Genomic DNA, 19934 nt, shown 5'->3' on the forward strand with positions numbered 1-19934 from the left:
AGCGGTTTTGAATCTAAAAGTGTTTACGAAAATTGTCGAAAAAAGTTCCGGATTCCTTTGAATTCGAAATTTTTAGCTTTATGTATCATAACAATAGAGTAGGTGATTCGAATGCGTTTTGATGAAACATATTCAGGCAATGTGTTTATAAAAAGCCATCCAAATTACGAAGAATCCAAGGCCGTCCTTTACGGCATGCCAATGGATTGGACAGTCAGCTTCCGTCCAGGCTCCCGATTTGGCCCTGCAAGAATTCGAGAAGTGTCTGTAGGATTAGAAGAGTACAGCCCTTATTTAGACCGGGAATTGGATGATGTGAAATTTTTCGATGCCGGAGATATTCCGCTGCCATTTGGGAATGCTCAAAAATCTTTAGAGGAAATTGAAAAGTATGTAAGGAAAGTATTAGCAGATGGCAAAATTCCAGTCGGCATGGGTGGAGAACATCTAGTAACATGGGGTGTCGTAAGAGCGATTTATGAAAAATATCCGGATGTGGCAGTGCTTCACTTTGATGCCCATACGGATTTGCGCACTGATTATGAAGGGGAACCGTTAAGCCACGCAACGCCGATTCGCAAAATTGCGGAAATGATTGGGCCAAGCAATGTATATTCGTTTGGTATTCGTTCCGGCCTCAAAGAAGAGTTTGAATGGGCGAAGGAAAACGGCATGTTTATTGCGAAGTTTGAAGTGCTTGAGCCTTTAAAAGAAGTGCTTCCTACATTGAAAGGACGCAATGTTTATATTACAACAGATATCGACGTGCTCGATCCTGCCTTTGCTCCTGGCACTGGCACAGTAGATTGCGGAGGCATTACATCCAAAGAACTTCTAGCAGCCATCCATGAAATTGCAAGAAGCGAAGTAAATGTTGTTGGCTTTGATTTAGTGGAAGTGGCTCCTGTTTACGATCACTCTGAGATGACTGTAAACACCGCTTCTAAATTGCTAAGAGAAATGATTCTTGGTTGGGTTAAATAATATAAATTAAATTGAGGCTGGGACATAAACAAAAAATTAAAGGGGTAGTTGAAAGGGTTTTGATAAATATTTGATATAACTAAAAATTGATTGAAGTGACGGGGCGACTCCTGCGGGAACAGCCCGTGTCTCGAGACACCGCAGGAGCGAAGCAATGAGCTCCGAGGAGGCTCGAGCCGGGCCCGCGGAAAGCGTCCCCGGAACGGAAATCAATTTTAATAACATATCAAAAAAACATCATTTTCTCCTTGGAGAAAATGATGTTTTTTTAGATTTGTCCCAACCTCTAATTTTTTTGGTGATTGTATGTTCTTTTTGATGAAATAAGGAAATTTGTTTTCGCTGCAGTAATTTAAAATGAAACAAGAATAAAGTCGAGATGCTTCAGCAAATGAAAATATAAAAATTGAAATATACGAACCAGATTTGTGATGATGTAAAATAAATTTGATAGAAAAGGAGGAGATCTATGTCAAATAGTCAAGAAAAAACAATAAAAGAACAAGCTTTACAAATTGGGAATCGTAAAAAATTATTCTTGCGAAAGAATGGATAGATAGCAAAGAAGCCCAACAAAAAAGAAGAATAGCACAGAGAAGCATTTATTTATGTGATTTAGGAGAAAACATTGGTTCAGAACAAAATAATGAGCGTAAAAAAATAGACCTGTTTTAGTAATGTCTAACAATATTATGAATTCTGGTGATCCTAATGTTCTCATTGCTCCCTTAACTTCAAAACTTGAAGTGAAAATAAATAAACAAGACAATAAACCGATTTTAAAAAATGGACGACCCATTCCGCGCTTCAATTCTCATTATTTTCTTTTCAAACAGAAATATTCATTTTTAGACAGTGATTCAGCTGTTATGACAGAAGCGTTGAGAAGTGTTAGTAAAATAAGATTAACTAAGCGATTGGGAGAAATATCAGAAGAAGATGATAAAAAGGTTTTAGCAAAATTAAAACGGGCAACTCAATGATCTTAGTTTCTAAAATATAAAGTTGACAAGTTTGAACAAGAAAATTTAATTGTAATTAAATAAAAATTACGATGCCCTACCTTTGTCGTAGGCTTTTCACACGTTGTTTTAACGTGGTTATCGACGTCCTACCTTTATAGTAGGCATATGAAAAAGGAGAGCGTTAAAATCGTTCTCTTTTTTTGGTTTAATTCGAGTATTTTATAGAAAAATGAACATCTTATATAATACAACGTTCCGCCACGTTGCGGACATTTCGCCTTTATAGGCCTAGTAGGAAGCCATTCACTTGTGTGGATGGCTTCTTGCTTTTTTTAAAATTACCATTCCTAAACATACGCTCGTCGCTTTGATTTGTCCAAAAGTGAAACATTATTTTTCGTTATATTGCATTGTACAAAATAGATAGAAAGCAGTTTAAAATGAAGATGAAGCCTTGATATGATTGAATTTTTATTAGTTCTCTTGAAATTCTTTGCAAGGCGATAATATAATAAATAAGTTAAGTATACATAAGGAGTGCCCGCAGGAAATGAGTGTTGAAAAAAACGTAAAAATCAAAGTTATTTCGACTATCCGTCCCATTGAAGGGGAAGAGGAAACCTACGAACTGTGGCTTCAAGGAGTTTGGTTAAAAAAGAACGAGAAAATGTATTTGCGCTATGAAGAATTTTTGGAAGACCAAAGGATTCGGACAACAGTGAAAATGAACAATGACAATGCACTCATTTTGCGCAGTGGAGCTGTCAAAATGCGGCTTCCTTTTAGCTTAGAAAGCAAACAAAATGGCCATTACGACACAATTTATGGAACATTGCCTTTGCAAACGAAAACTCATCGGTTGGGGTTTGAACATACAGAAGAAAATAATATCAGTGGCAGATTTAATGTGCAGTATGATTTAATTGTTAGTGGACAATCAGTCGGACATTATACTTTGGAAATACAATACACGGAGGGACAAGCATGAATGCAGTAGAACAATTGCAGGAAAAATTGAGAAACTTGTTAAAAGCGGCTGTTGAGAAAGCTCAAATTTTAGAAGAGGGCGCAGAGTTTCAAGTGCAGATCGAAGTACCAAAAGATCAAACAAAAGGCGACTTTGCAACAAACTTGGCTATGCAGCTGACGAAACTTGCAAAAAAACCGCCTCGTCAAATTGCAGAAGCGATTGTCGAGAATCTTGAAACAGAAGGCACGGAAATTGAAAAAGTAGAAATTGCAGGACCTGGCTTTATTAACATCTTTGTGCGCAAAGATTTCCTTGCGGACATCGTAAAAGCAGTATTTGAACAAGGCGAAAATTACGGTCGCTCAAATGCTGGAGGAGGCGAAAAAATTCAAGTGGAGTTTGTTTCGGCAAATCCTACTGGTGACCTTCACTTAGGACATGCCCGCGGTGCTGCATTCGGCGACTCCCTGTGCAACATTTTAGATTTTGCAGGTTACGATGTTACTCGAGAATATTACATTAATGATGCGGGAAATCAAATTAACAACTTGGCATATTCTCTAGAAGCGCGCTACAAACAAGCATTGGGCCTAGATGCGGAAATGCCAGAAGATGGCTACTATGGCCAAGACATTATTGATATTGCCAAAACACTTGCTGACCAATACGGAGATTCTATTTTGGAAAAATCGGATGAAGAACGCTTCAACTTCTTCCGTGAAAAAGGACTCGCTTTGGAGCTTGAAAAATTGAAAAAAGACTTGGAAAACTTCCGCGTTCGCTTTGATGTATGGTACTCTGAAACGTCCTTATATAAGAGCGGAAAAATCGACAAAGCCTTAGATAAATTAAGAGCGAACGGCCACATCTATGAGAAAGACGGAGCGACTTGGTTCCGCTCTACAACATTCGGCGATGACAAAGACCGCGTGTTGATTAAATCAGATGGTTCATATACTTACTTGACACCGGACATTGCTTACCACGAAGACAAAATTCAGCGAGGCTTCGACAAACTCATCAACGTATGGGGAGCAGACCACCATGGCTACATTCCGCGCATGAAAGCGGCCATCGAAGCTCTTGGCTATGACCGCGACAAATTGGAAGTGGAAGTCATCCAAATGGTGCAGCTTTATAAAAACGGCGAAAAATACAAAATGAGCAAACGTACAGGAAATGCCGTAACGATGCGTGAACTAGTAGAAGAAGTAGGCCTTGATGCTGTGCGCTACTACTTTGTAAAAACAGCTTGCGATTCCCATATGGACTTTGACTTAGACCTTGCCGTGGCGGAGTCCAATGAAAACCCGGTATATTATGTCCAATATGCCCATGCACGTATTTGCTCCATTTTACGTGCTGCAGAAGAACAAGGTTTCCATCCATCTTTAGAAAACTTGCATTTATTAACGGATGAAAAATCTGAAGAAGTGCTGAAAAAAGTTGGCACATTCCCGCAAGTTGTGGCAGAAGCGGCAAAATATCGAACGCCTCACCGCATTGCAAATTACATTCAAGAACTGGCGGCATCGTTCCATAGCTTCTACAATGCCGAAAAAGTATTGAATCCGGACAACAAAGAATTGACAGAAGCGCGCCTTGCCTTAATTCAAGCCGTTCGAATCACCCTTGCTAATGCTTTAAGATTAATAGGCGTATCTGCACCTGAAAAAATGTAAAATTTCAGATCCACCAGCCTCATTAGTTGGGGCTGGTTTTTATATAACTCTTATTGGAATTATAAGAATTTTATTGACAAAGAAATCACGATTCAGTACAATGATAGTCAATTCCAACCTATTAAGTTGGTATTAGGTTAAAAGAAAAGGCGATTTTCCTTGCGAAAGGACAAAAATTCGTTCTTTCGCGAAAAATAATTCCCATAAATAAACTTATGTTATTGACTATTAAAGTCGAAAAATGTAGAATCATGTCATATTATAAATAGAAGTATTTTTATAGGATTAATTTTTCTTTTTGAAAGGTAGTGAAAATTTCCGTGAAAGAACTATTTATCAAAACGGAAGAACAACGGAAATGGTTGGAAAAATTGAAAACATTGGAGCTGCCTATTAAAGAACGCGCCCAAGTAAACGATGAACAATCGCTTTTCCCCCATGACGATATAAACAAATTGCGTGAAATTGGTTATACAAAAGTGACGCTCCCAAAAGAATATGGCGGTGATGGATTCAACATTTATGATGCCATCTTACTGCAAGAAACCTTGGGCAGTTATGATGGAAGCACAGCCCTTTCCATCGGTTGGACGCTGCTTACGGTTGGGGATGTTTACGAATCGAAAAGTTGGCCAAAAGAAAAACTGGATGAATTTGCGGAAGCTGTGGCAAAAGGGGCTATCATCAACAAAATTGTCAGTGAAGTCATTACAGGAAGCCCAATCCGCGGAGGACGTCCAGGAACGAGCGCTGTGAAAAAGGGCAATAAGTGGGTCATCAACGGCCGCAAAGCCTATGCCACATGTTCGCCCGAATTGGATTATTTTTTGGTCACTGCATGGATTCCTGAGATTGAAAGCACCGGAAATTTCTTAATTCATAAGGATGCGAAAGGATTATCCATCGAAGAAACATGGGATACCGTTGCCATGAAAGCGACAGGAAGCCATGATTTGGTGTTGAATAATGTGGAAGTGGCTGAATCCGACTTGGTGGAAATCCCTAATTACCAAACGGGCTTTAAATTAAACGGCTGGTTGTTGATTATTCCGGCAACCTATCTCGGAATCGCCCAGGCAGCCCGCGACTATGCGGTGGAATTTGCCAACCAACATTCGCCAAACAGCATTCAAGGAACCATTGCTACATTGCCGAATGTGCAATCACTTATCGGGGAAATTGATTTGCTTCTTGCACAAGCACGCTTCACTCTTTACGGAGCAGCCCAAAGCTATATCGAATTAATCAACAAAAGAAATCTTGATGCAAAAGAAGCCGACAACATTGTTAATGCGGTGAATGTAGCAAAATATACCGTGACGAATAACGCCCTATCCATTGTCGATAAAGCGATGAGAGTTGTAGGCGCAAAAAGCTTGCAGCGCAACAATCCGTTGCAACGTTATTATCGAGATGTTCGCGCAGGTCTTCATAATCCGCCGATGGATGATTTGACAATAAAAAAATTGGCGGAAGCAGCATTAAAATTATAAATTTATTCAAATTTAGGAGGCGTCAACAATGAAATTTAAAAAATTATTGAAATTAGGGGCTATCGGTTTACTTGCAGCTTCCCTGGCTGCTTGCGGAGGAGAAGATACTTCTACTTCAGAAAATAAAAATGCAGAAGAATCCGGCTCAGATGTAAAAAAAGTAAAAGTAGCCTATGCAATTTCCTGGAAGCCGATTACGTACCAAGATGAAAAAGGCAATCCGGCAGGTTATGAATTGGATATGTTGAGACTGGTGGATGAAAAATTAGAAGACTATGAATTTGAATATATTGGAACAACAGATGACGATCTGCTCATCGGGGTGGAACAAGGAAAATATGACTTAGGTGTAAAAAACATTTTCTATACGGATGAAAGAGCCGAAAAATACATTTTCCCTAAAGAATTTACAGGACTCAGCAGCGTTGGTTTATTGTTGAAAAAAGAAAATGCCCATATTAAAGATTTATCTGATTTTGCGGCTGCCGGGTTAGAGCTTGCGCCAATCGCTGCTAATAACGCGCAATATACAGTGGTGGCAAAATACAATGAAGAACATCCAGACAACCAAGTGAAATTGGTGGCAGGCGATACGTTTGCAGTAGATATTGTGCAATGGGTGAACGAAGGCCGTGCGGATGGAGGAATTGCTTTAGAACCAGTGATCGAAAAACAAATTAACGATCCAGAAGGTCCATACCATAATTTGAAAGATGAATTAGTTTATAACGAATTTACAGTAATTAAAACTTGGACGCTATTTAACAAAAACCAACAAGAATTGGCAGATGCTTTTGATGAGGCGGTAAAAGAAATTAAACAAACGGATGCACTCAATAAATTGATGGTAAAACATTATGGCCGTGACTTATTTGAAGTGTTGAAAAAAGTGGAAGCTGAGTCTAAATAACTCATGATGGGCTGTTGGGTAGATTACCTTACAGCCTTATTTTTTAAGTAGATAGGGGTGAAAGGATGTTTTTTGAAAAGTACTTTGATATCGATTATTTATGGGGAGCTTTTCCACAACTCTTGCCCTACTTGAAAATTACTTTTGCGGTGGCTGGGCTTGCCGTAGTATTTGGCACATTGCTCGGTTTAGTTCTGGCATTTATGAAAATGGGGAAAAGCAAAATATTGCAGATTGTTGCCCATAGTTATACAACGGTTATGCGCTGTACTCCCTCCATCGTGCTATTGTTCCTTGTTTACTACGGCGTTCCTTTCTTATCGGAAGCATTGTTTCACATTCATTTGCAGGATATCTATACAGGGGTTTTCGTTGTGATTGCGTTTTCCCTTCAATTCGCAGCAATGATGTCGGAAGTGATTCGTTCAGCCATCCAGTCCATTAATAAAGGACAGTTTGAAGCGGCAGTGAGCGTGGGATTAACGCCTTGGCAAGCGTATAGACGCATCATTTTCCCTCAAGCAATTGTTGTAGCCCTTCCAAACTTCGGGAATGGCCTCATTGCCATCTTACAAGAAGGGGCATTGGCGTATACTATCGGGTTTATCGATATTGTGGGGAAAGCGAATCTCATCATTTCCAGCAATTTCAACTCTCATGCGTTGGAAATTTATATTGCTTTAGCCATCATTTATTGGGTGATTTCAATTGTCATTGAAAGAGTGTTTGATCTTTTGGAAAAAGCGTTCAGCAAAGGTTCGCGTTCAATTAAAGCATCGTAGGAGGTGGAGAGTAGATGCTGGATATGGAATTTCTTGTCGATACATTTTTTGTTGCATTATCCGGTGTGCCTGTCGCATTGCTTGTAACCGTGGTTTCCTTATTGATTGCATTGCCGATCGGTTTCTTATTCGCATTGACAAGAATCAATAAGATTCCCGTGTTGAATCAGCTGGCTAAAATTTATGTTTCGTTCGTTCGAGGCACGCCAGTGATTATACAAATCTTTGTTTTATACAGCTTTATTCCGATTGTTTTAAATATGACCTTTGAAAAATACGACATCAATTATGAAGTGTATAAAATTCATCCAATCTGGTATGCATTTGTGATTTTTGCTTTCAATAAATCAGCGGTATTAATAGAAGTGTTCCGCTCCGCTTTATCGACGGTGGAAAAGGGGCAATTGGAAGCGGCTTATTCCGTGGGGCTCACAACTGCTCAAGCATATCGGAGAATTATCATTCCTCAGGCTCTTGTCTCTGCATTGCCGAATCTGGCGACAACCACAGTGAACTTGATTAAAGCGACATCCTTAGGGTATGCCATTTCCTTGCAAGAGATTACGTTAAAGGCAAAGGTGGCGGCCAACTTTGGCTACAACTATTTGGAAGCCTATATTGATATTTTCATGGTTTATCTAATTCTTTGTATTGCCGTTGAACAATTATTCAAGTATTTAGAGAAACGATTGAGCCGATATAAAATGGCAAGCGTTTAAAGGAGGCATAATATGCTGGAAATTAGAGGAATCCATAAATCCTTTGGAAAAAATGAGATTTTAAAAGGTGTTGATTTAACAATAAATAAAGGAGACGTGGTTGTCATCCTTGGCCCGAGCGGTTCTGGGAAAACGACGCTGCTTAGATGCATCAACTTTTTGGAACGAGCAGACCAAGGTACGGCAAGATATGGGGATTTGGAAGTGGATTTAAAACATGCGACGAAAAAAGAAGTGCAAGAGGTGCGGAAAAAAACGGCCTTTGTTTTCCAAAACTACAATTTGTTCAATAATAAAACAGCCATTGAAAATGTCATGGAAGGGTTGGTCGTTGCCCGCAAAGTGCCGAAACAAAAAGCACGGGAAATTGCGAAAAACGCCTTGGATAAAGTGGGCTTATCCGATAAATACGACTATTATCCAAGCCAGCTTTCAGGAGGGCAGCAGCAGCGGGTCGGAATCGCCCGTGCCGTTGCGTTAAACCCGGACATTATCTTATTTGACGAGCCCACTTCCGCCCTTGACCCGGAACTTGTTGGAGAGGTATTGAATACAATGAAGGAAATTGCAAAAGAAGGTACGACGATGCTTGTTGTGACTCACGAAATGGGCTTTGCCAAAGATGTGGCGAACAAGGTGATTTTCATGGACGGCGGAGTGATTGTGGAAGAAGGGTCGCCTCATGACATCTTTGTTGCGCCGAAAGAAGCTAGAACAAAACAATTCTTGCGTCGCGTATTGCCAGGTTCCTTCGATTATGAAATCTAAATGATTTAAACGCTCTCAATACAAAGTTTTGAGGGCGTTTTTTCTCTTTTTTCGCTTTCGTTCTATGTTTTATTATAGAATTCGTTATAATATAAAATATTGAACATTTTGAAACCTTATGCTGCGAGGAGGACTTCTCGCTGTCGCAGGATTTTTTATTTATTCAAGGGTTCATTGGAGGAATTATGAAAACTTTAAATAGATTGAAGCAGGCAGAGGATGTGGGATGAAGAAAAAGCTATTTCTCGCTTATAGTTCCACTTTTCTTTTCTTATTAATCAGCGTGTGGCTTGGATTATCCATTGGTTCTGTGGATATCCCATTTTCTGCATTATGGGACAAAGAAGCAAATCCAAGAGCCTACAGCATTTTATGGAATATCCGTATGCCGCGCGTGGTGCTTGCCGGGCTTGTTGGTGCGTCTCTTGCCATTGCAGGGGCGGCTTTTCAAGGGTTGTTAAGAAATCCGTTGGCGGACCCATATACGATTGGCGTTTCATCGGGCGCATCTGTCGGGGCCATCTCCACCATTTTTTTCGGCGTCTCCATTCCGATGCTTGGCTCTTATACACTTGCTATGTTTGGCATTCTCGGCGCTTTTATCACATTGATTTTCGTCCTTTCTTTTGCGCGGCTGGTGGATAAAACATTAAAAATGGAAACGCTGATTTTAACGGGCGTCATTTTCAGCGCTTTTTTATCCTCTTGCATTTCCTTGTTGACTGCATTGTCCCATGAAGAGTTAAAGGCGGTTGTCAACTGGCTTCTTGGCAGTGTGGCGATGCGTGGATGGTCCTATGTGTATGTATTGATTCCATTCTTAATCATTGGCTCATTGATTTTATGGTTTAACCGAAGAGAATTGAACGTGATGATGTATGGGGATGAACGGGCAACTTCATTAGGGGTGAATGTCGTCCGCAGAAAGTATGCCGTGTTGATTGGAGGCTCTGTGTTGACAGGAGCGGCTGTGAGCGTTTCAGGAACAATTGGGTTTGTCGGTTTAGTGGTGCCGCATATCACTCGGCTAGTTTGGGGAACGGATCACCGCCACTTGTTACCGCTGTCCTTTTTAAAAGGAGCAACTTTATTAATTATTTGCGATTTAGTATCCCGTACCATTGTGGCGCCCCAAGAATTGCCGATTGGCGTCATAACAGCGTTTATCGGTGCGCCGGTATTTGCTTATATTTTCTTTAAACAGCGTCGGAAAAAGTAAGGGGGGATGCGGGTGCTGAAAGTTGAACATATTTTTGGCGGCTATCACCAAACGCCGATTATTCATGATATTTCCTTTCAAGTGGGTAAAGGGGAATTTCTTGGCATTTTAGGTCCGAATGGGTGCGGGAAGTCCACTTTGCTTAAAATGATTAGCGGCATTTTAAATCCCACTTCAGGAACTGTTTTCATTGATGGTGTGCCGATTGAAAAACATTCGCCCAAGGAGCTGGCCAAAAAAATGACGGTGTTGCCGCAAATTCAAAGCAATGCCTTTTCCACAACCGTCCGGGAAACAGTGGAAATTGGAAGATACCCACACCAAACTGGATTTTTTTCCAGCTGGTCGGAAGAAGACGAAAAAGCGGTTGTCAAAGCGATGGAACTGACGGATGTAAGAAAATATCAAAATACCAATTTGGAGTTTTTATCAGGCGGGGAAAGGCAAAGGGTGTTCATTGCCCAAGCGTTGGCCCAATCTTCAGAGCTTCTTCTATTGGATGAGCCGACAAACCATTTAGACATTGCCCATCAAAAGCAAATATTGGATATGCTTCGCCAAGAAGTAACAGAGCATGGGATGACGGTTGTCGCAGTTTTCCATGATATTAATTTAGCATCCCTCTATTGCGATCGTTTATTGTTGATGGAAGCAGGCAGGGTGAAGGCGTATGGCGAACCCCATGAGGTGATTATTGACCGTCAAATTATGGAAGTATATGATGCGCGGATTTCCACGCAAGCCCATCCGGAGCAGCCGAAGCCGCAAATGGCCATTTTGCCGGATTTTGAGGTGCCTGAAAAGGAAACAATGGTTTCTTTATCCAATATAAAAAAAGGCGAAGATTATATCGCCTTTATAGCGGATTTTCCTTTAAAAGTGTTGTCATCTGCTGTGCACAATGCAGGGATGGGCTGGTATCGAGCATTTATCAATCGGACGGTTCCGCCAGAATATGATATAGAAAACGTTCAAAACGAATTTTTGCAATATCTTGTTCATCAAGGTTTCTCACCAACGAATACAGTAGGGATGATGACGGCGGTTGATACCAAAAAAGCAGTTATCAGGGAGTACCAAGCCTCTTTTGGAAGCCTCATTGTGATTGTAACAGCGGGCGTCGGCAATGCCATTGATGTTTCTCTTGCTTACGAACGGAAGGCTTTTCAACCCATCGGCACGATTAACACATGGGTCATCATCAATGGGAAATTGTCTGATGAAGCTTTTGTTCAAGGGATGATGACTGCAACAGAAGCTAAATCCAAAGCTCTTCAATCAGAAAATGTGATGGATAAACTAACCAATACGATTGCCACTGGAACGCCGACGGACAGCCTGCTTGTTGCTGCCACGCAACAGGGGGAATATATGCAATATGCCGGCCCAATTACGGAAGTAGGAAAAATGATTGCCAAAGGGGTTTATGAAGCAACGGTAGAAGCCATTCAAATATATAAAAGGGAGATGGAATGATGAAAATTTACACTAAAACAGGAGATCAAGGGAAAACAAGTTTAATTGGAGGCCGTGTTTCGAAAGATCATCTCCGGGTTGAAGCGTACGGCACCATTGATGAGCTGAATTCCTTTATTGGAAAAGCCGCAACGGAATTAGAGCCAAATACTTTTCAAGATATTTTAGCGGACCTTGAAAAGATTCAACATGAACTTTTTGACTGCGGCACGGATTTAGCGAATGTCATGAAAGAAAGAAAATATAAGCTGCAGGAAGCTTCTGTAGAGGCATTGGAGAAACGCATCGACGCTCTTTCTGAAGAATTGCCGCCTTTAAAGCGTTTTATTTTGCCAGGAGGATCGCCGGCTGCTGCAACCCTTCATATTGCCCGTACGATTACTAGACGGGCAGAGCGCCAAGTAGTGAAAATGATGAATGAGGAAGAAGTGCCAGGAGTCATTCAAAAATATTTAAACCGTTTATCGGATTATTTCTTTGTAGCCGCCCGCGCTGTCAACTTCCGGTTAAACGTGAAAGATGTGGAATACATTCGGGGCGGAGATGTGTTCAGATAAGTTATCAAAGAGGCTGGGACATAAACAAAAAATGATAGGGGTAGCTGAAAGAGTTTTGATAAAAAATTGATTGAAGTGACGGGGCGACTCCTGCGACGAGCCCTCTCGAGACCACAAGGAGCGAAGGAATGACTCAGAGGAGAGTCTAGCCGGGCCCGCGGAAAGCGTCCCCGGAACGGAAATCAATTTTAATAACATCATTTTCTCCTTGGAGAAAATGATGTTTTTTTAGTTTTGTCCCAATTAATCATATATAAAAAATATAAATTTTATAGTATGATAATTTTCAAACAGCAAAAAATTTAGAAATTTTCGAATCGTTGTTGACTGAATGCTCATTCATAATTTAAAATGAGCATATAAACGGAGAATGTAAGTTGGTACGTTCAAGCAAGACTAATTCTTAGGGGGAGTAGAAATGAGTGGTCTATTGCTGGTGAACTTGATACTGTTCATCGCCGTCGTTTTGTATGCTGTTTCTTTGTTTGCTTATACAGTGATAACGAGATTGGAATATATTAAACTCGGAAAAAAGGAAGACTTGAATTTAAGTTTTAAAGAACGCTTCGAAAATTTCTGGGTCAATGTGCTTGGACAAAATAAGCTGTTCAAAGATCGTAAAAGCGGTGTGATGCACCTTATTTTGTTTTATGCATTCTTTATTATTCAGTTAGGATTAATTGAATTAATTATTAAAGGCTATGTTCCAGGATATACATTTCCTTTAGGCAGTTTTCATGAGTTCTTTACTTTCATGCAAGAGTGGACAATGTTTTTGATGTTATGCGCTCTGATTTATGCTGCTTACCGCCGCTACGGCGAGAAGCTCGAACGCTTGCAATGGAAGCGGGATAAGAAAGCAGCTTTCGTCTATATTGCATTGATTACATTATGCGTTTCCATTTTCCTTGCTTTAGGTTTTGAAACAATCGCTCATGAAAATGAACCGAACTTTGTAATTGCACCGTTTTCCGGTTTTATTGCATTGATTTTCGGCGGCTTGAGCCCGGATGTAGCCAATGTGCTCTTTTATGTGTTCTGGTGGGTGCATATGCTTGCTGTATTCACATTCTTGGTATTCGTGCCGCAATCCAAACAGTTCCATGAAGTGTTCGTTACAATTGGTGCCTTCTTTAAAAGAGCTGGAAAAGCTGGACGCCTTCGCAAAATTGACTTTGATGCGGAAGAAGAAGCTGAATCTTTCGGGGTTGGAAAAATTCAAGATTTTACCCGCACTCAATTATTAGATTTATATTCTTGCGTTGAATGTGGCCGCTGTACAAATATGTGTCCAGCATCTGGTACTGGGAAAATGCTTTCCCCAATGGATTTAATCATTAAATTGCGCGATCATTTAACTTATACAGGGGCGGTAGTGACAAAGAAAAAGCCATGGGTGCCTACATTTGTTTGGAATCAAACAAAAGGAAATCAATTGGCCATGGCAGCTGGTGCAGAAGGAGCAAATATTGAGGAAATTTATTCACCTTCATTAATCGGCGATGTCATTACAGAAGAGGAAATTTGGGCTTGTACAACTTGCCGCAACTGTGAAGATCAATGCCCAGTGATGAACGAGCATGTGGATAAAATTATCGATTTGCGCCGTTATTTAACAATGACAGAAGGACGTATCAATCCAGATGCTCAACGCGCTTTAAACAATATCGAACGCCAAGGAAATCCATGGGGGCTAAACCGCAAAGAAAAAGAAAATTGGCGCGATCTTGACCCAACTGTTCATATTCCGACAGTTAAAGAAGCCACTAAATCTGGCGAAGGATTTGAATATTTATTCTGGGTTGGTTCCATGGGTTCATTTGATAACCGTTCCCAAAAAATTGCGTTATCTTTTGCTCGTTTATTGAATGCAGCAGGTGTGAAATTTGCGATTTTAGGAAATAAAGAGAAAAACTCTGGAGACACGCCGCGACGTCTTGGTAACGAGTTTTTATTCCAAGAATTGGCGCAAGAAAACATCAGTGAATTTGAAAAATATGATGTGAAAAAGATTGTCACAATCGACCCGCACGCATATAACATTTTCAAAAACGAGTACAAAGATTTCGGATGGGAAGGAGAAGTGTACCACCATACGGAATTATTGTACAAGTTGATACAAGAAGGAAGATTAGTATTGAACCATCGTGTAGATGAAACAATCGTCTTCCATGATTCCTGCTATTTAGGACGATACAATAACGTATACGATGCTCCTCGGGAAATTTTAAAATCGATTCCTGGAGTTCAGTTAGTTGAAATGGAACGCAATCGCGAAAATGCCATGTGCTGCGGTGCCGGTGGTGGACTCATGTGGATGGAAGATCGCGTGGGTACTCGTATCAACGTTGCCCGTACAGAGCAGGCTCTCGCGACAAATGCATCTATCATTTCAGCAGGTTGTCCTTACTGCTTAACAATGCTTACAGATGGTACAAAAGCAAAAGAAGTAGAAGATCAAATCAAAACATACGATGTGTGTGAATTGTTAGAACGCTCTGTTTTTGGCGAAAGAGTGAAAGAGGAAGCGGCAGAAGAAGCTGCTACAGTAGAGGAAGAAACAGTGGAATTGCAATAAATATTATTAGAGTGGATGAGGGAAATACTGAATTTTCCCATCCCCTTTTTTCTTTTGATTGAATTAGTACGAAACCTGTTCAATTTAGTTCGTTTTCTTCTTCCTTTGGTGCGTATATTACCCCAATTAGTGCGTTTGCAACTTTCTTTAGTGCGGATAAGGTACTAATTTGTTCGGATACGGATACCATTAGTGCGAATACCATCCCCTTTTGTGCGGATAAAAGGACCATTGCAAGAATATTATTCTACTATATTAAATTGTTTGAAAAATAAGAAAAATAGAATTGCTAATCTTCTATAATTTCAGTAAAATAGAATAGGAGGCAACAAAAGGAGTTCTAAATGACTCCGTTTTTTCTTATATTTATACCGAGCGAGCGTTCACTCGATTAATTGCTGAATTACCATTTTATCTTAAAGCTGGAGAAATGCACGTTTAACAAAGGGGTGGGAGTTTGAAAACAGTCATTTTAGAAGGGGCAAGAACGCCTTTTGGAAAGTTCGGAGGCGCTCTATCATCGCTTTCTGCTTCAGATCTTGGCGGCATTGCCATTAAAGAAGCGTTAAAAAGGGCAAATGTTCAACCAGATCAAGTAGATGAAGTCATTATGGGAACGGTTCTTCAAGCGGGGCAAGGGCAAATTCCTTCAAGACAGGCAGCGCATAAAGCAGGAATTCCATGGTCTGTCAAAACTGAAACAATTAACAAAGTGTGCGCTTCAGGAATGAGAAGTGTAACACTTGCAGACCAGTTAATCCGCCTTGGAGAAGAAGAAGTGATTGTTGCTGGCGGCATGGAATCTATGTCCAATGCGCCATATTACTTAACTAATGCACGATGGGGGCTCAGAATGGGCGATTCAACGGTCATTGATGGCATGATTTATGATGGATTGTCTTGTTCCTTCCATCCGGAAAAAGTGCATATGGGGACATATGGAAACGGAACAGCGAAGGAATTTAGCATTTCAAGGGAAGAGCAAGATGCTTGGGCGCTCAGAAGCCACAAGCGGGCTATTCAAGCCATTGATGAAGGTAAACTAGCTGAAGAAATTGTTCCAGTCGAAGTACGTACTCGCAAAGAGATAATCATTGTTAAAGAAGATGAAGCACCTCGCAGAGATACATCATTGGAATCGCTAGCAAAGTTGAAACCCGCTTTTGACAAGGACGGTACCATTACAGCAGGAAACGCACCTGGAGTAAATGATGGCGCTTGTGCCCTTGTTTTAATGAGCGAAAAGAGGGCAAAAGAAGAAGGACGCACGCCGCTTGCTTATGTGCTAGCTCATGCGGAAGTGGCCGTTGAACCAGAAAACTTCCCGCAAACACCGGGGCTTGTCATTCGTGAAATCTTGAACAAAGCGAACAAATCCATTGATGAAATTGACTTAATCGAAATCAATGAAGCATTTGCAGCGGTAGCCCTTGTCAGCAACCAAATTGCAGGGCTTGATTCGGAAAAAGTCAATGTCAATGGAGGAGCGGTGGCACTGGGCCATCCAATCGGCGCTTCAGGGGCGAGAATTATCTTAACCCTTTGCTATGAATTAAAGCGTCGTGGCGGCGGAATTGGAATCGCTTCCATTTGCTCCGGCGGCGGTCAAGGGGATGCCATCATGGTAGAAGTGCCAAAACAATAATCACAATAAATGGGGGATTCAAAATGGCTATTCAAAAGGTAATGGTTGTTGGTGCTGGGCAAATGGGCTCTGGCATTGCACAAGTTTGCGCGACAGCAGGTTTTGAAGTGAAACTGAACGATATTAAAGAAGAATTTTTTGAAAGAGGTCTTTCCACAGTTACAAAAAACTTGTCCCGCGATGTAGAAAAGGGGCGCAAAACGGAAGAAGAAAAAGAAGCAATTCTTAATCGCATTACAAAGTCCCTTAGTTTAGAAGATGCTCATGATGTGGACATTGTCATTGAAGCGGCGATAGAAAACATGGAAATCAAGCAATCGATTTTTAAACAGCTGGATGAAATTGCACCAGAACATGCCATCCTAGCGACGAATACTTCATCTCTTCCAATTACGGAAATTGCAGCTGTGACAAAACGCCCTGAAAAAGTCATTGGCATGCACTTCATGAACCCGGTTCCGGTTATGAAACTTGTGGAAGTCATTCGGGGTCTTGCTACAACAGATGAAGTATTTAAAACAGTAGAACAAATGGCGATTGATCTTGGCAAAACCCCAGTGGAAGTAAACGATTTCCCAGGATTTGTATCAAACCGAGTGCTCCTTCCAATGATTAACGAAGCAATATATGCGTTGTATGAAGGGGTTGCCACAAAAGAAGCCATTGATACGGTTATGAAACTTGGAATGAACCATCCAATGGGGCCGCTGCAACTTGCAGATTTCATCGGTTTAGATACATGCCTATACATTATGGAAATCTTGCATGAAGGATTAGGAGATGACAAATATCGTCCGTGCCCACTGCTTCGAAAATATGTGGCAGCTGGCTGGCTAGGCAAGAAAACAGGACGCGGCTTCTACACTTATGAATAAGGAGTGGAAGCGGATGAACTTACATTTCACCGAAGAACAACTGATGATGCGAGACATGGTGAGGGATTTTGCGCAAAAAGAAATTGCACCGTTTATTGAAAGAATGGAAGCCGGCGAGTTTCCAAGGCCTATCTTAAATAAAATGGCAGAGTTAGGACTGATGGGCATTACCGTTCCGGAAGCGTATGGAGGATCTGGAATGGATTTTACATCCTACATCATTGCCATTAACGAGCTTTCAAAAGTAAGCGCAGTCATCGGCGTCATTTTGTCAGTGCATACATCCGTCGGCACAAATCCAATTTTGTACTTTGGAACGGAAGAGCAAAAGAAAAAATACGTTCCAAAGCTGGCGAAGGGTGAATATTTAGGCGCCTTCTGCTTGACGGAACCATCGGCGGGAAGCGATGCGGCTTCTTTGAAAACAAGGGCTGTGAAAAAAGGAGACCGCTATATCATCAACGGTTCGAAAATCTTCATCACAAATGGTGGAGAAGCTGATGTTTATATCGTTTTTGCTAAAACAGACCCATCAAAAGACTCCCATGGAATTACAGCATTTATTGTGGAAAAAAATACGCCGGGCCTCATCATTGGAAAAGACGAAAAGAAAATGGGGCTGCATGGTTCGAGAACGGTGGAGATTACTTTTGAAAATATGGAAGTGCCGGAAGAAAACCGACTTGGTGAAGAGGGAGAAGGTTTTAAAATCGCAATGGCCAACTTGGATGTGGGCCGCATCGGAATTGCTGCTCAAGCCCTTGGAATTGCGGAAGGGGCTTTAGATGCTGCGGTGAAGTATGCAATTGAGCGTCATCAATTTGGAAAGCCAATTATTGCTAACCAAGGGATAGCTTTCAAACTTGCAGATATGGCGACGTCGGTGGAAGCAGCAAGACTGCTAGTTTACCGTGCTGCGGATTTGCGTTCAAGAGGGCTTTCTTGCAGCAAAGAAGCATCGATGGCGAAATTGTTCGCATCTCAAACAGCGAGGGAAGTGGCCATTGAAGCCGTGCAAGTCTTCGGGGGATATGGCTATACAAAAGACTATCCAGTAGAACGCTACTTCCGCGATGCTAAGATTACAGAAATCTATGAAGGTACAAGCGAGATCCAAAGATTGGTCATCAGCAAACATTTGTAGACACAATGAAGTAAGGAGGACTTATCATGAATTTCCAATTATCTGAAGAACATCAACAACTGCGGGAAATGGTAAGAGATTTTGCGGAAAATGAAGTAGCACCAACAGCAAAAGAACGGGATGAAGAAGCTCGTTTTGATAGAGAAATCTGGGATAAAATGGCTGAACTTGGCTTGACAGGGATTCCATGGCCAGAAGAATATGGCGGTGCAGGATTCGACTATTTAGCTTATGTCATCGCCGTAGAAGAATTATCCCGCGTATGCGCATCCACAGGTGTAACTTTATCTGCTCATACATCTCTTGCAGGCTGGCCTGTTTATAAATTCGGTACGGAAGAACAAAAACAAAAATATCTTCGCCCAATGGCTGAAGGGAAAAAAATCGGGGCTTACTGCTTAACAGAGCCTGGTTCTGGCAGTGATGCGGGCGCGATGAAAACGACAGCTGTTTTGGATGGAAATGAATACGTGATCAACGGTTCAAAAATCTTCATTACAAACGGCGGTATTGCAGACATCTATATCGTGTTTGCATTGACAAATCCGGAAGAAAAAACAAGAGGGGTTAGCGCCTTCATCGTTGAATCCAGCTTTCCAGGTTTCCAAGTAGGGAAAAAAGAAGATAAAATGGGCATCCGTTCATCACCTACTGCAGAAATTATTTTTGACAACTGCCGAGTGCCGAAAGAAAACTTGCTTGGCGAAGAAGGGCAAGGCTTTAAAATTGCCATGCAAACATTAGACGGCGGACGCAACGGAATTGCTGCCCAAGCAGTTGGTATTGCCCAAGGAGCCTTAGATGCAGCAGTCGAATACGCGAAAAACCGCGAACAATTTGGAAAACCAATTGCAGCAAATCAAGGGGTATCCTTCAAACTGGCGGATATGGCTACAGCTGTGGAAGCTTCCAGATTGCTTACTTACCAAGCGGCTTGGCTGGAATCCAATGGCTTACCTTATGGAAAAGCAAGCGCAATGGCGAAATTGATGGCGGGAGATACAGCCATGAAAGTGACGACAGATGCTGTGCAAATCTTCGGCGGATACGGCTACACGAAAGAGTATCCTGTAGAACGCTTCATGCGCGATGCTAAAATCACTCAAATCTATGAAGGAACGCAAGAGATTCAAAGAGTTGTAATCTCTCGCATGTTGTTAAAGTAGC

18 protein-coding genes are annotated in these 19934 nt (G+C 41.3%); 17 read left to right on the forward strand and 1 reads right to left on the reverse strand.

Annotated elements, in window-relative coordinates; translation table 11 throughout:
* Positions 1-111: 111 nt before the first annotated feature.
* From speB to DKZ56_RS04720, 13 genes are all read left to right on the forward strand, one after another.
* Positions 112-984 (forward strand): agmatinase, encoded by an 873-nt coding sequence (gene speB / locus DKZ56_RS04660; protein ID WP_208651600.1) that lies wholly within the window; start codon positions 112-114, stop codon positions 982-984.
* 677 nt (positions 985-1661) lie between these two features.
* Positions 1662-1967 carry a type II toxin-antitoxin system PemK/MazF family toxin gene (locus DKZ56_RS04665; RefSeq protein WP_208651601.1) on the forward strand — a complete coding sequence of 102 codons (306 nt, stop codon included), beginning with the start codon at positions 1662-1664 and terminating at the stop codon, positions 1965-1967.
* A 532-nt stretch (positions 1968-2499) separates the two neighbouring features.
* A complete protein-coding gene (locus DKZ56_RS04670) occupies positions 2500-2937 on the forward strand; it encodes a YwiB family protein (protein WP_208651602.1) in 438 nt (145 codons plus the stop codon).
* Positions 2934-4601: an arginine--tRNA ligase gene (argS, locus tag DKZ56_RS04675; RefSeq protein WP_208651603.1), complete on the forward strand. Its 1668-nt coding sequence runs from the start codon at positions 2934-2936 to the stop codon at positions 4599-4601. The genes DKZ56_RS04670 and argS overlap by 4 nt, the downstream gene beginning before the upstream one ends.
* A gap of 320 nt (positions 4602-4921) precedes the next feature.
* Complete coding sequence (locus DKZ56_RS04680) at positions 4922-6094, forward strand: acyl-CoA dehydrogenase family protein (RefSeq protein ID WP_208651604.1); 1173 nt, start codon at positions 4922-4924, stop codon at positions 6092-6094.
* Positions 6095-6122: 28 nt separating this feature from the next.
* Entirely contained in the window at positions 6123-7004 is an 882-nt protein-coding gene (locus DKZ56_RS04685) for a transporter substrate-binding domain-containing protein (RefSeq protein ID WP_208651605.1), read from the forward strand.
* 65 nt (positions 7005-7069) lie between these two features.
* On the forward strand, positions 7070-7786 hold the full coding sequence (locus DKZ56_RS04690; protein ID WP_208651606.1) for an amino acid ABC transporter permease: 717 nt from the start codon (positions 7070-7072) through the stop codon (positions 7784-7786).
* Positions 7787-7800: 14 nt separating this feature from the next.
* On the forward strand, positions 7801-8505 hold the full coding sequence (locus DKZ56_RS04695; RefSeq protein ID WP_245989597.1) for an amino acid ABC transporter permease: 705 nt from the start codon (positions 7801-7803) through the stop codon (positions 8503-8505).
* A 12-nt stretch (positions 8506-8517) separates the two neighbouring features.
* Complete coding sequence (locus tag DKZ56_RS04700) at positions 8518-9273, forward strand: amino acid ABC transporter ATP-binding protein (protein WP_208651607.1); 756 nt, start codon at positions 8518-8520, stop codon at positions 9271-9273.
* Positions 9274-9499: 226 nt separating this feature from the next.
* Entirely contained in the window at positions 9500-10492 is a 993-nt protein-coding gene (locus DKZ56_RS04705) for a FecCD family ABC transporter permease (protein WP_208651608.1), read from the forward strand.
* A gap of 12 nt (positions 10493-10504) precedes the next feature.
* Positions 10505-11968 carry an adenosylcobinamide amidohydrolase gene (locus DKZ56_RS04710; RefSeq protein ID WP_208651609.1) on the forward strand — a complete coding sequence of 488 codons (1464 nt, stop codon included), beginning with the start codon at positions 10505-10507 and terminating at the stop codon, positions 11966-11968.
* Entirely contained in the window at positions 11968-12525 is a 558-nt protein-coding gene (locus DKZ56_RS04715) for a cob(I)yrinic acid a,c-diamide adenosyltransferase (RefSeq protein WP_208651610.1), read from the forward strand. Before DKZ56_RS04710 ends, DKZ56_RS04715 begins: the two co-directional genes overlap by 1 nt.
* Before the next feature lie 418 nt (positions 12526-12943).
* Positions 12944-15103 (forward strand): (Fe-S)-binding protein, encoded by a 2160-nt coding sequence (locus tag DKZ56_RS04720; protein ID WP_208651611.1) that lies wholly within the window; start codon positions 12944-12946, stop codon positions 15101-15103.
* 79 nt (positions 15104-15182) lie between these two features.
* Here DKZ56_RS04720 and DKZ56_RS15710 read toward each other — a convergent pair whose 3' ends face one another.
* The gene (locus DKZ56_RS15710) at positions 15183-15308 is read right to left on the reverse strand and encodes a hypothetical protein (protein ID WP_281275686.1); all 126 of its coding nucleotides are present in this window, start codon (positions 15306-15308) and stop codon (positions 15183-15185) included.
* 252 nt (positions 15309-15560) lie between these two features.
* Here DKZ56_RS15710 and DKZ56_RS04725 point away from each other — a divergent pair, with 252 nt between their 5' ends.
* The 4 genes from DKZ56_RS04725 to DKZ56_RS04740 are packed head-to-tail and all read left to right on the forward strand — an operon-like array spanning position 15561 to position 19933.
* Positions 15561-16748, forward strand: coding sequence for an acetyl-CoA C-acetyltransferase (locus DKZ56_RS04725; RefSeq protein WP_208651612.1), 1188 nt, complete (start codon positions 15561-15563; stop codon positions 16746-16748).
* Between the two features lie 23 nt (positions 16749-16771).
* Positions 16772-17623: a 3-hydroxybutyryl-CoA dehydrogenase gene (locus tag DKZ56_RS04730; RefSeq protein ID WP_208651613.1), complete on the forward strand. Its 852-nt coding sequence runs from the start codon at positions 16772-16774 to the stop codon at positions 17621-17623.
* 13 nt (positions 17624-17636) lie between these two features.
* A complete protein-coding gene (locus DKZ56_RS04735) occupies positions 17637-18767 on the forward strand; it encodes an acyl-CoA dehydrogenase (RefSeq protein ID WP_208651614.1) in 1131 nt (376 codons plus the stop codon).
* Between the two features lie 26 nt (positions 18768-18793).
* On the forward strand, positions 18794-19933 hold the full coding sequence (locus DKZ56_RS04740) for an acyl-CoA dehydrogenase (RefSeq protein WP_208651615.1): 1140 nt from the start codon (positions 18794-18796) through the stop codon (positions 19931-19933).
* The last annotated feature ends 1 nt before the right edge of the window (position 19934 follow it).

This window comes from Ureibacillus thermophilus (genome assembly GCF_004331915.1).
Lineage (GTDB): Bacteria > Bacillota > Bacilli > Bacillales_A > Planococcaceae > Ureibacillus > Ureibacillus thermophilus.

What these genes read in the sequence shown, in the direction of transcription:
- speB (WP_208651600.1), top strand. Translation starts at nt 112, where the DNA reads ATGCGTTTTGATGAAACATATTCAGGCAATGTGTTTATAAAAAGCCAT.
- DKZ56_RS04665 (WP_208651601.1), top strand. Translation starts at nt 1,662, where the DNA reads ATGTCTAACAATATTATGAATTCTGGTGATCCTAATGTTCTCATTGCT.
- DKZ56_RS04670 (WP_208651602.1), top strand. Translation starts at nt 2,500, where the DNA reads ATGAGTGTTGAAAAAAACGTAAAAATCAAAGTTATTTCGACTATCCGT.
- argS (WP_208651603.1), top strand. Translation starts at nt 2,934, where the DNA reads ATGAATGCAGTAGAACAATTGCAGGAAAAATTGAGAAACTTGTTAAAA.
- DKZ56_RS04685 (WP_208651605.1), top strand. Translation starts at nt 6,123, where the DNA reads ATGAAATTTAAAAAATTATTGAAATTAGGGGCTATCGGTTTACTTGCA.
- DKZ56_RS04690 (WP_208651606.1), top strand. Translation starts at nt 7,070, where the DNA reads ATGTTTTTTGAAAAGTACTTTGATATCGATTATTTATGGGGAGCTTTT.
- DKZ56_RS04695 (WP_245989597.1), top strand. Translation starts at nt 7,801, where the DNA reads ATGCTGGATATGGAATTTCTTGTCGATACATTTTTTGTTGCATTATCC.
- DKZ56_RS04700 (WP_208651607.1), top strand. Translation starts at nt 8,518, where the DNA reads ATGCTGGAAATTAGAGGAATCCATAAATCCTTTGGAAAAAATGAGATT.
- DKZ56_RS04705 (WP_208651608.1), top strand. Translation starts at nt 9,500, where the DNA reads ATGAAGAAAAAGCTATTTCTCGCTTATAGTTCCACTTTTCTTTTCTTA.
- DKZ56_RS04715 (WP_208651610.1), top strand. Translation starts at nt 11,968, where the DNA reads ATGAAAATTTACACTAAAACAGGAGATCAAGGGAAAACAAGTTTAATT.
- DKZ56_RS04720 (WP_208651611.1), top strand. Translation starts at nt 12,944, where the DNA reads ATGAGTGGTCTATTGCTGGTGAACTTGATACTGTTCATCGCCGTCGTT.
- DKZ56_RS15710 (WP_281275686.1), bottom strand. Translation starts at nt 15,308, where the DNA reads ATGGTATTCGCACTAATGGTATCCGTATCCGAACAAATTAGTACCTTA.
- DKZ56_RS04730 (WP_208651613.1), top strand. Translation starts at nt 16,772, where the DNA reads ATGGCTATTCAAAAGGTAATGGTTGTTGGTGCTGGGCAAATGGGCTCT.
- DKZ56_RS04735 (WP_208651614.1), top strand. Translation starts at nt 17,637, where the DNA reads ATGAACTTACATTTCACCGAAGAACAACTGATGATGCGAGACATGGTG.
- DKZ56_RS04740 (WP_208651615.1), top strand. Translation starts at nt 18,794, where the DNA reads ATGAATTTCCAATTATCTGAAGAACATCAACAACTGCGGGAAATGGTA.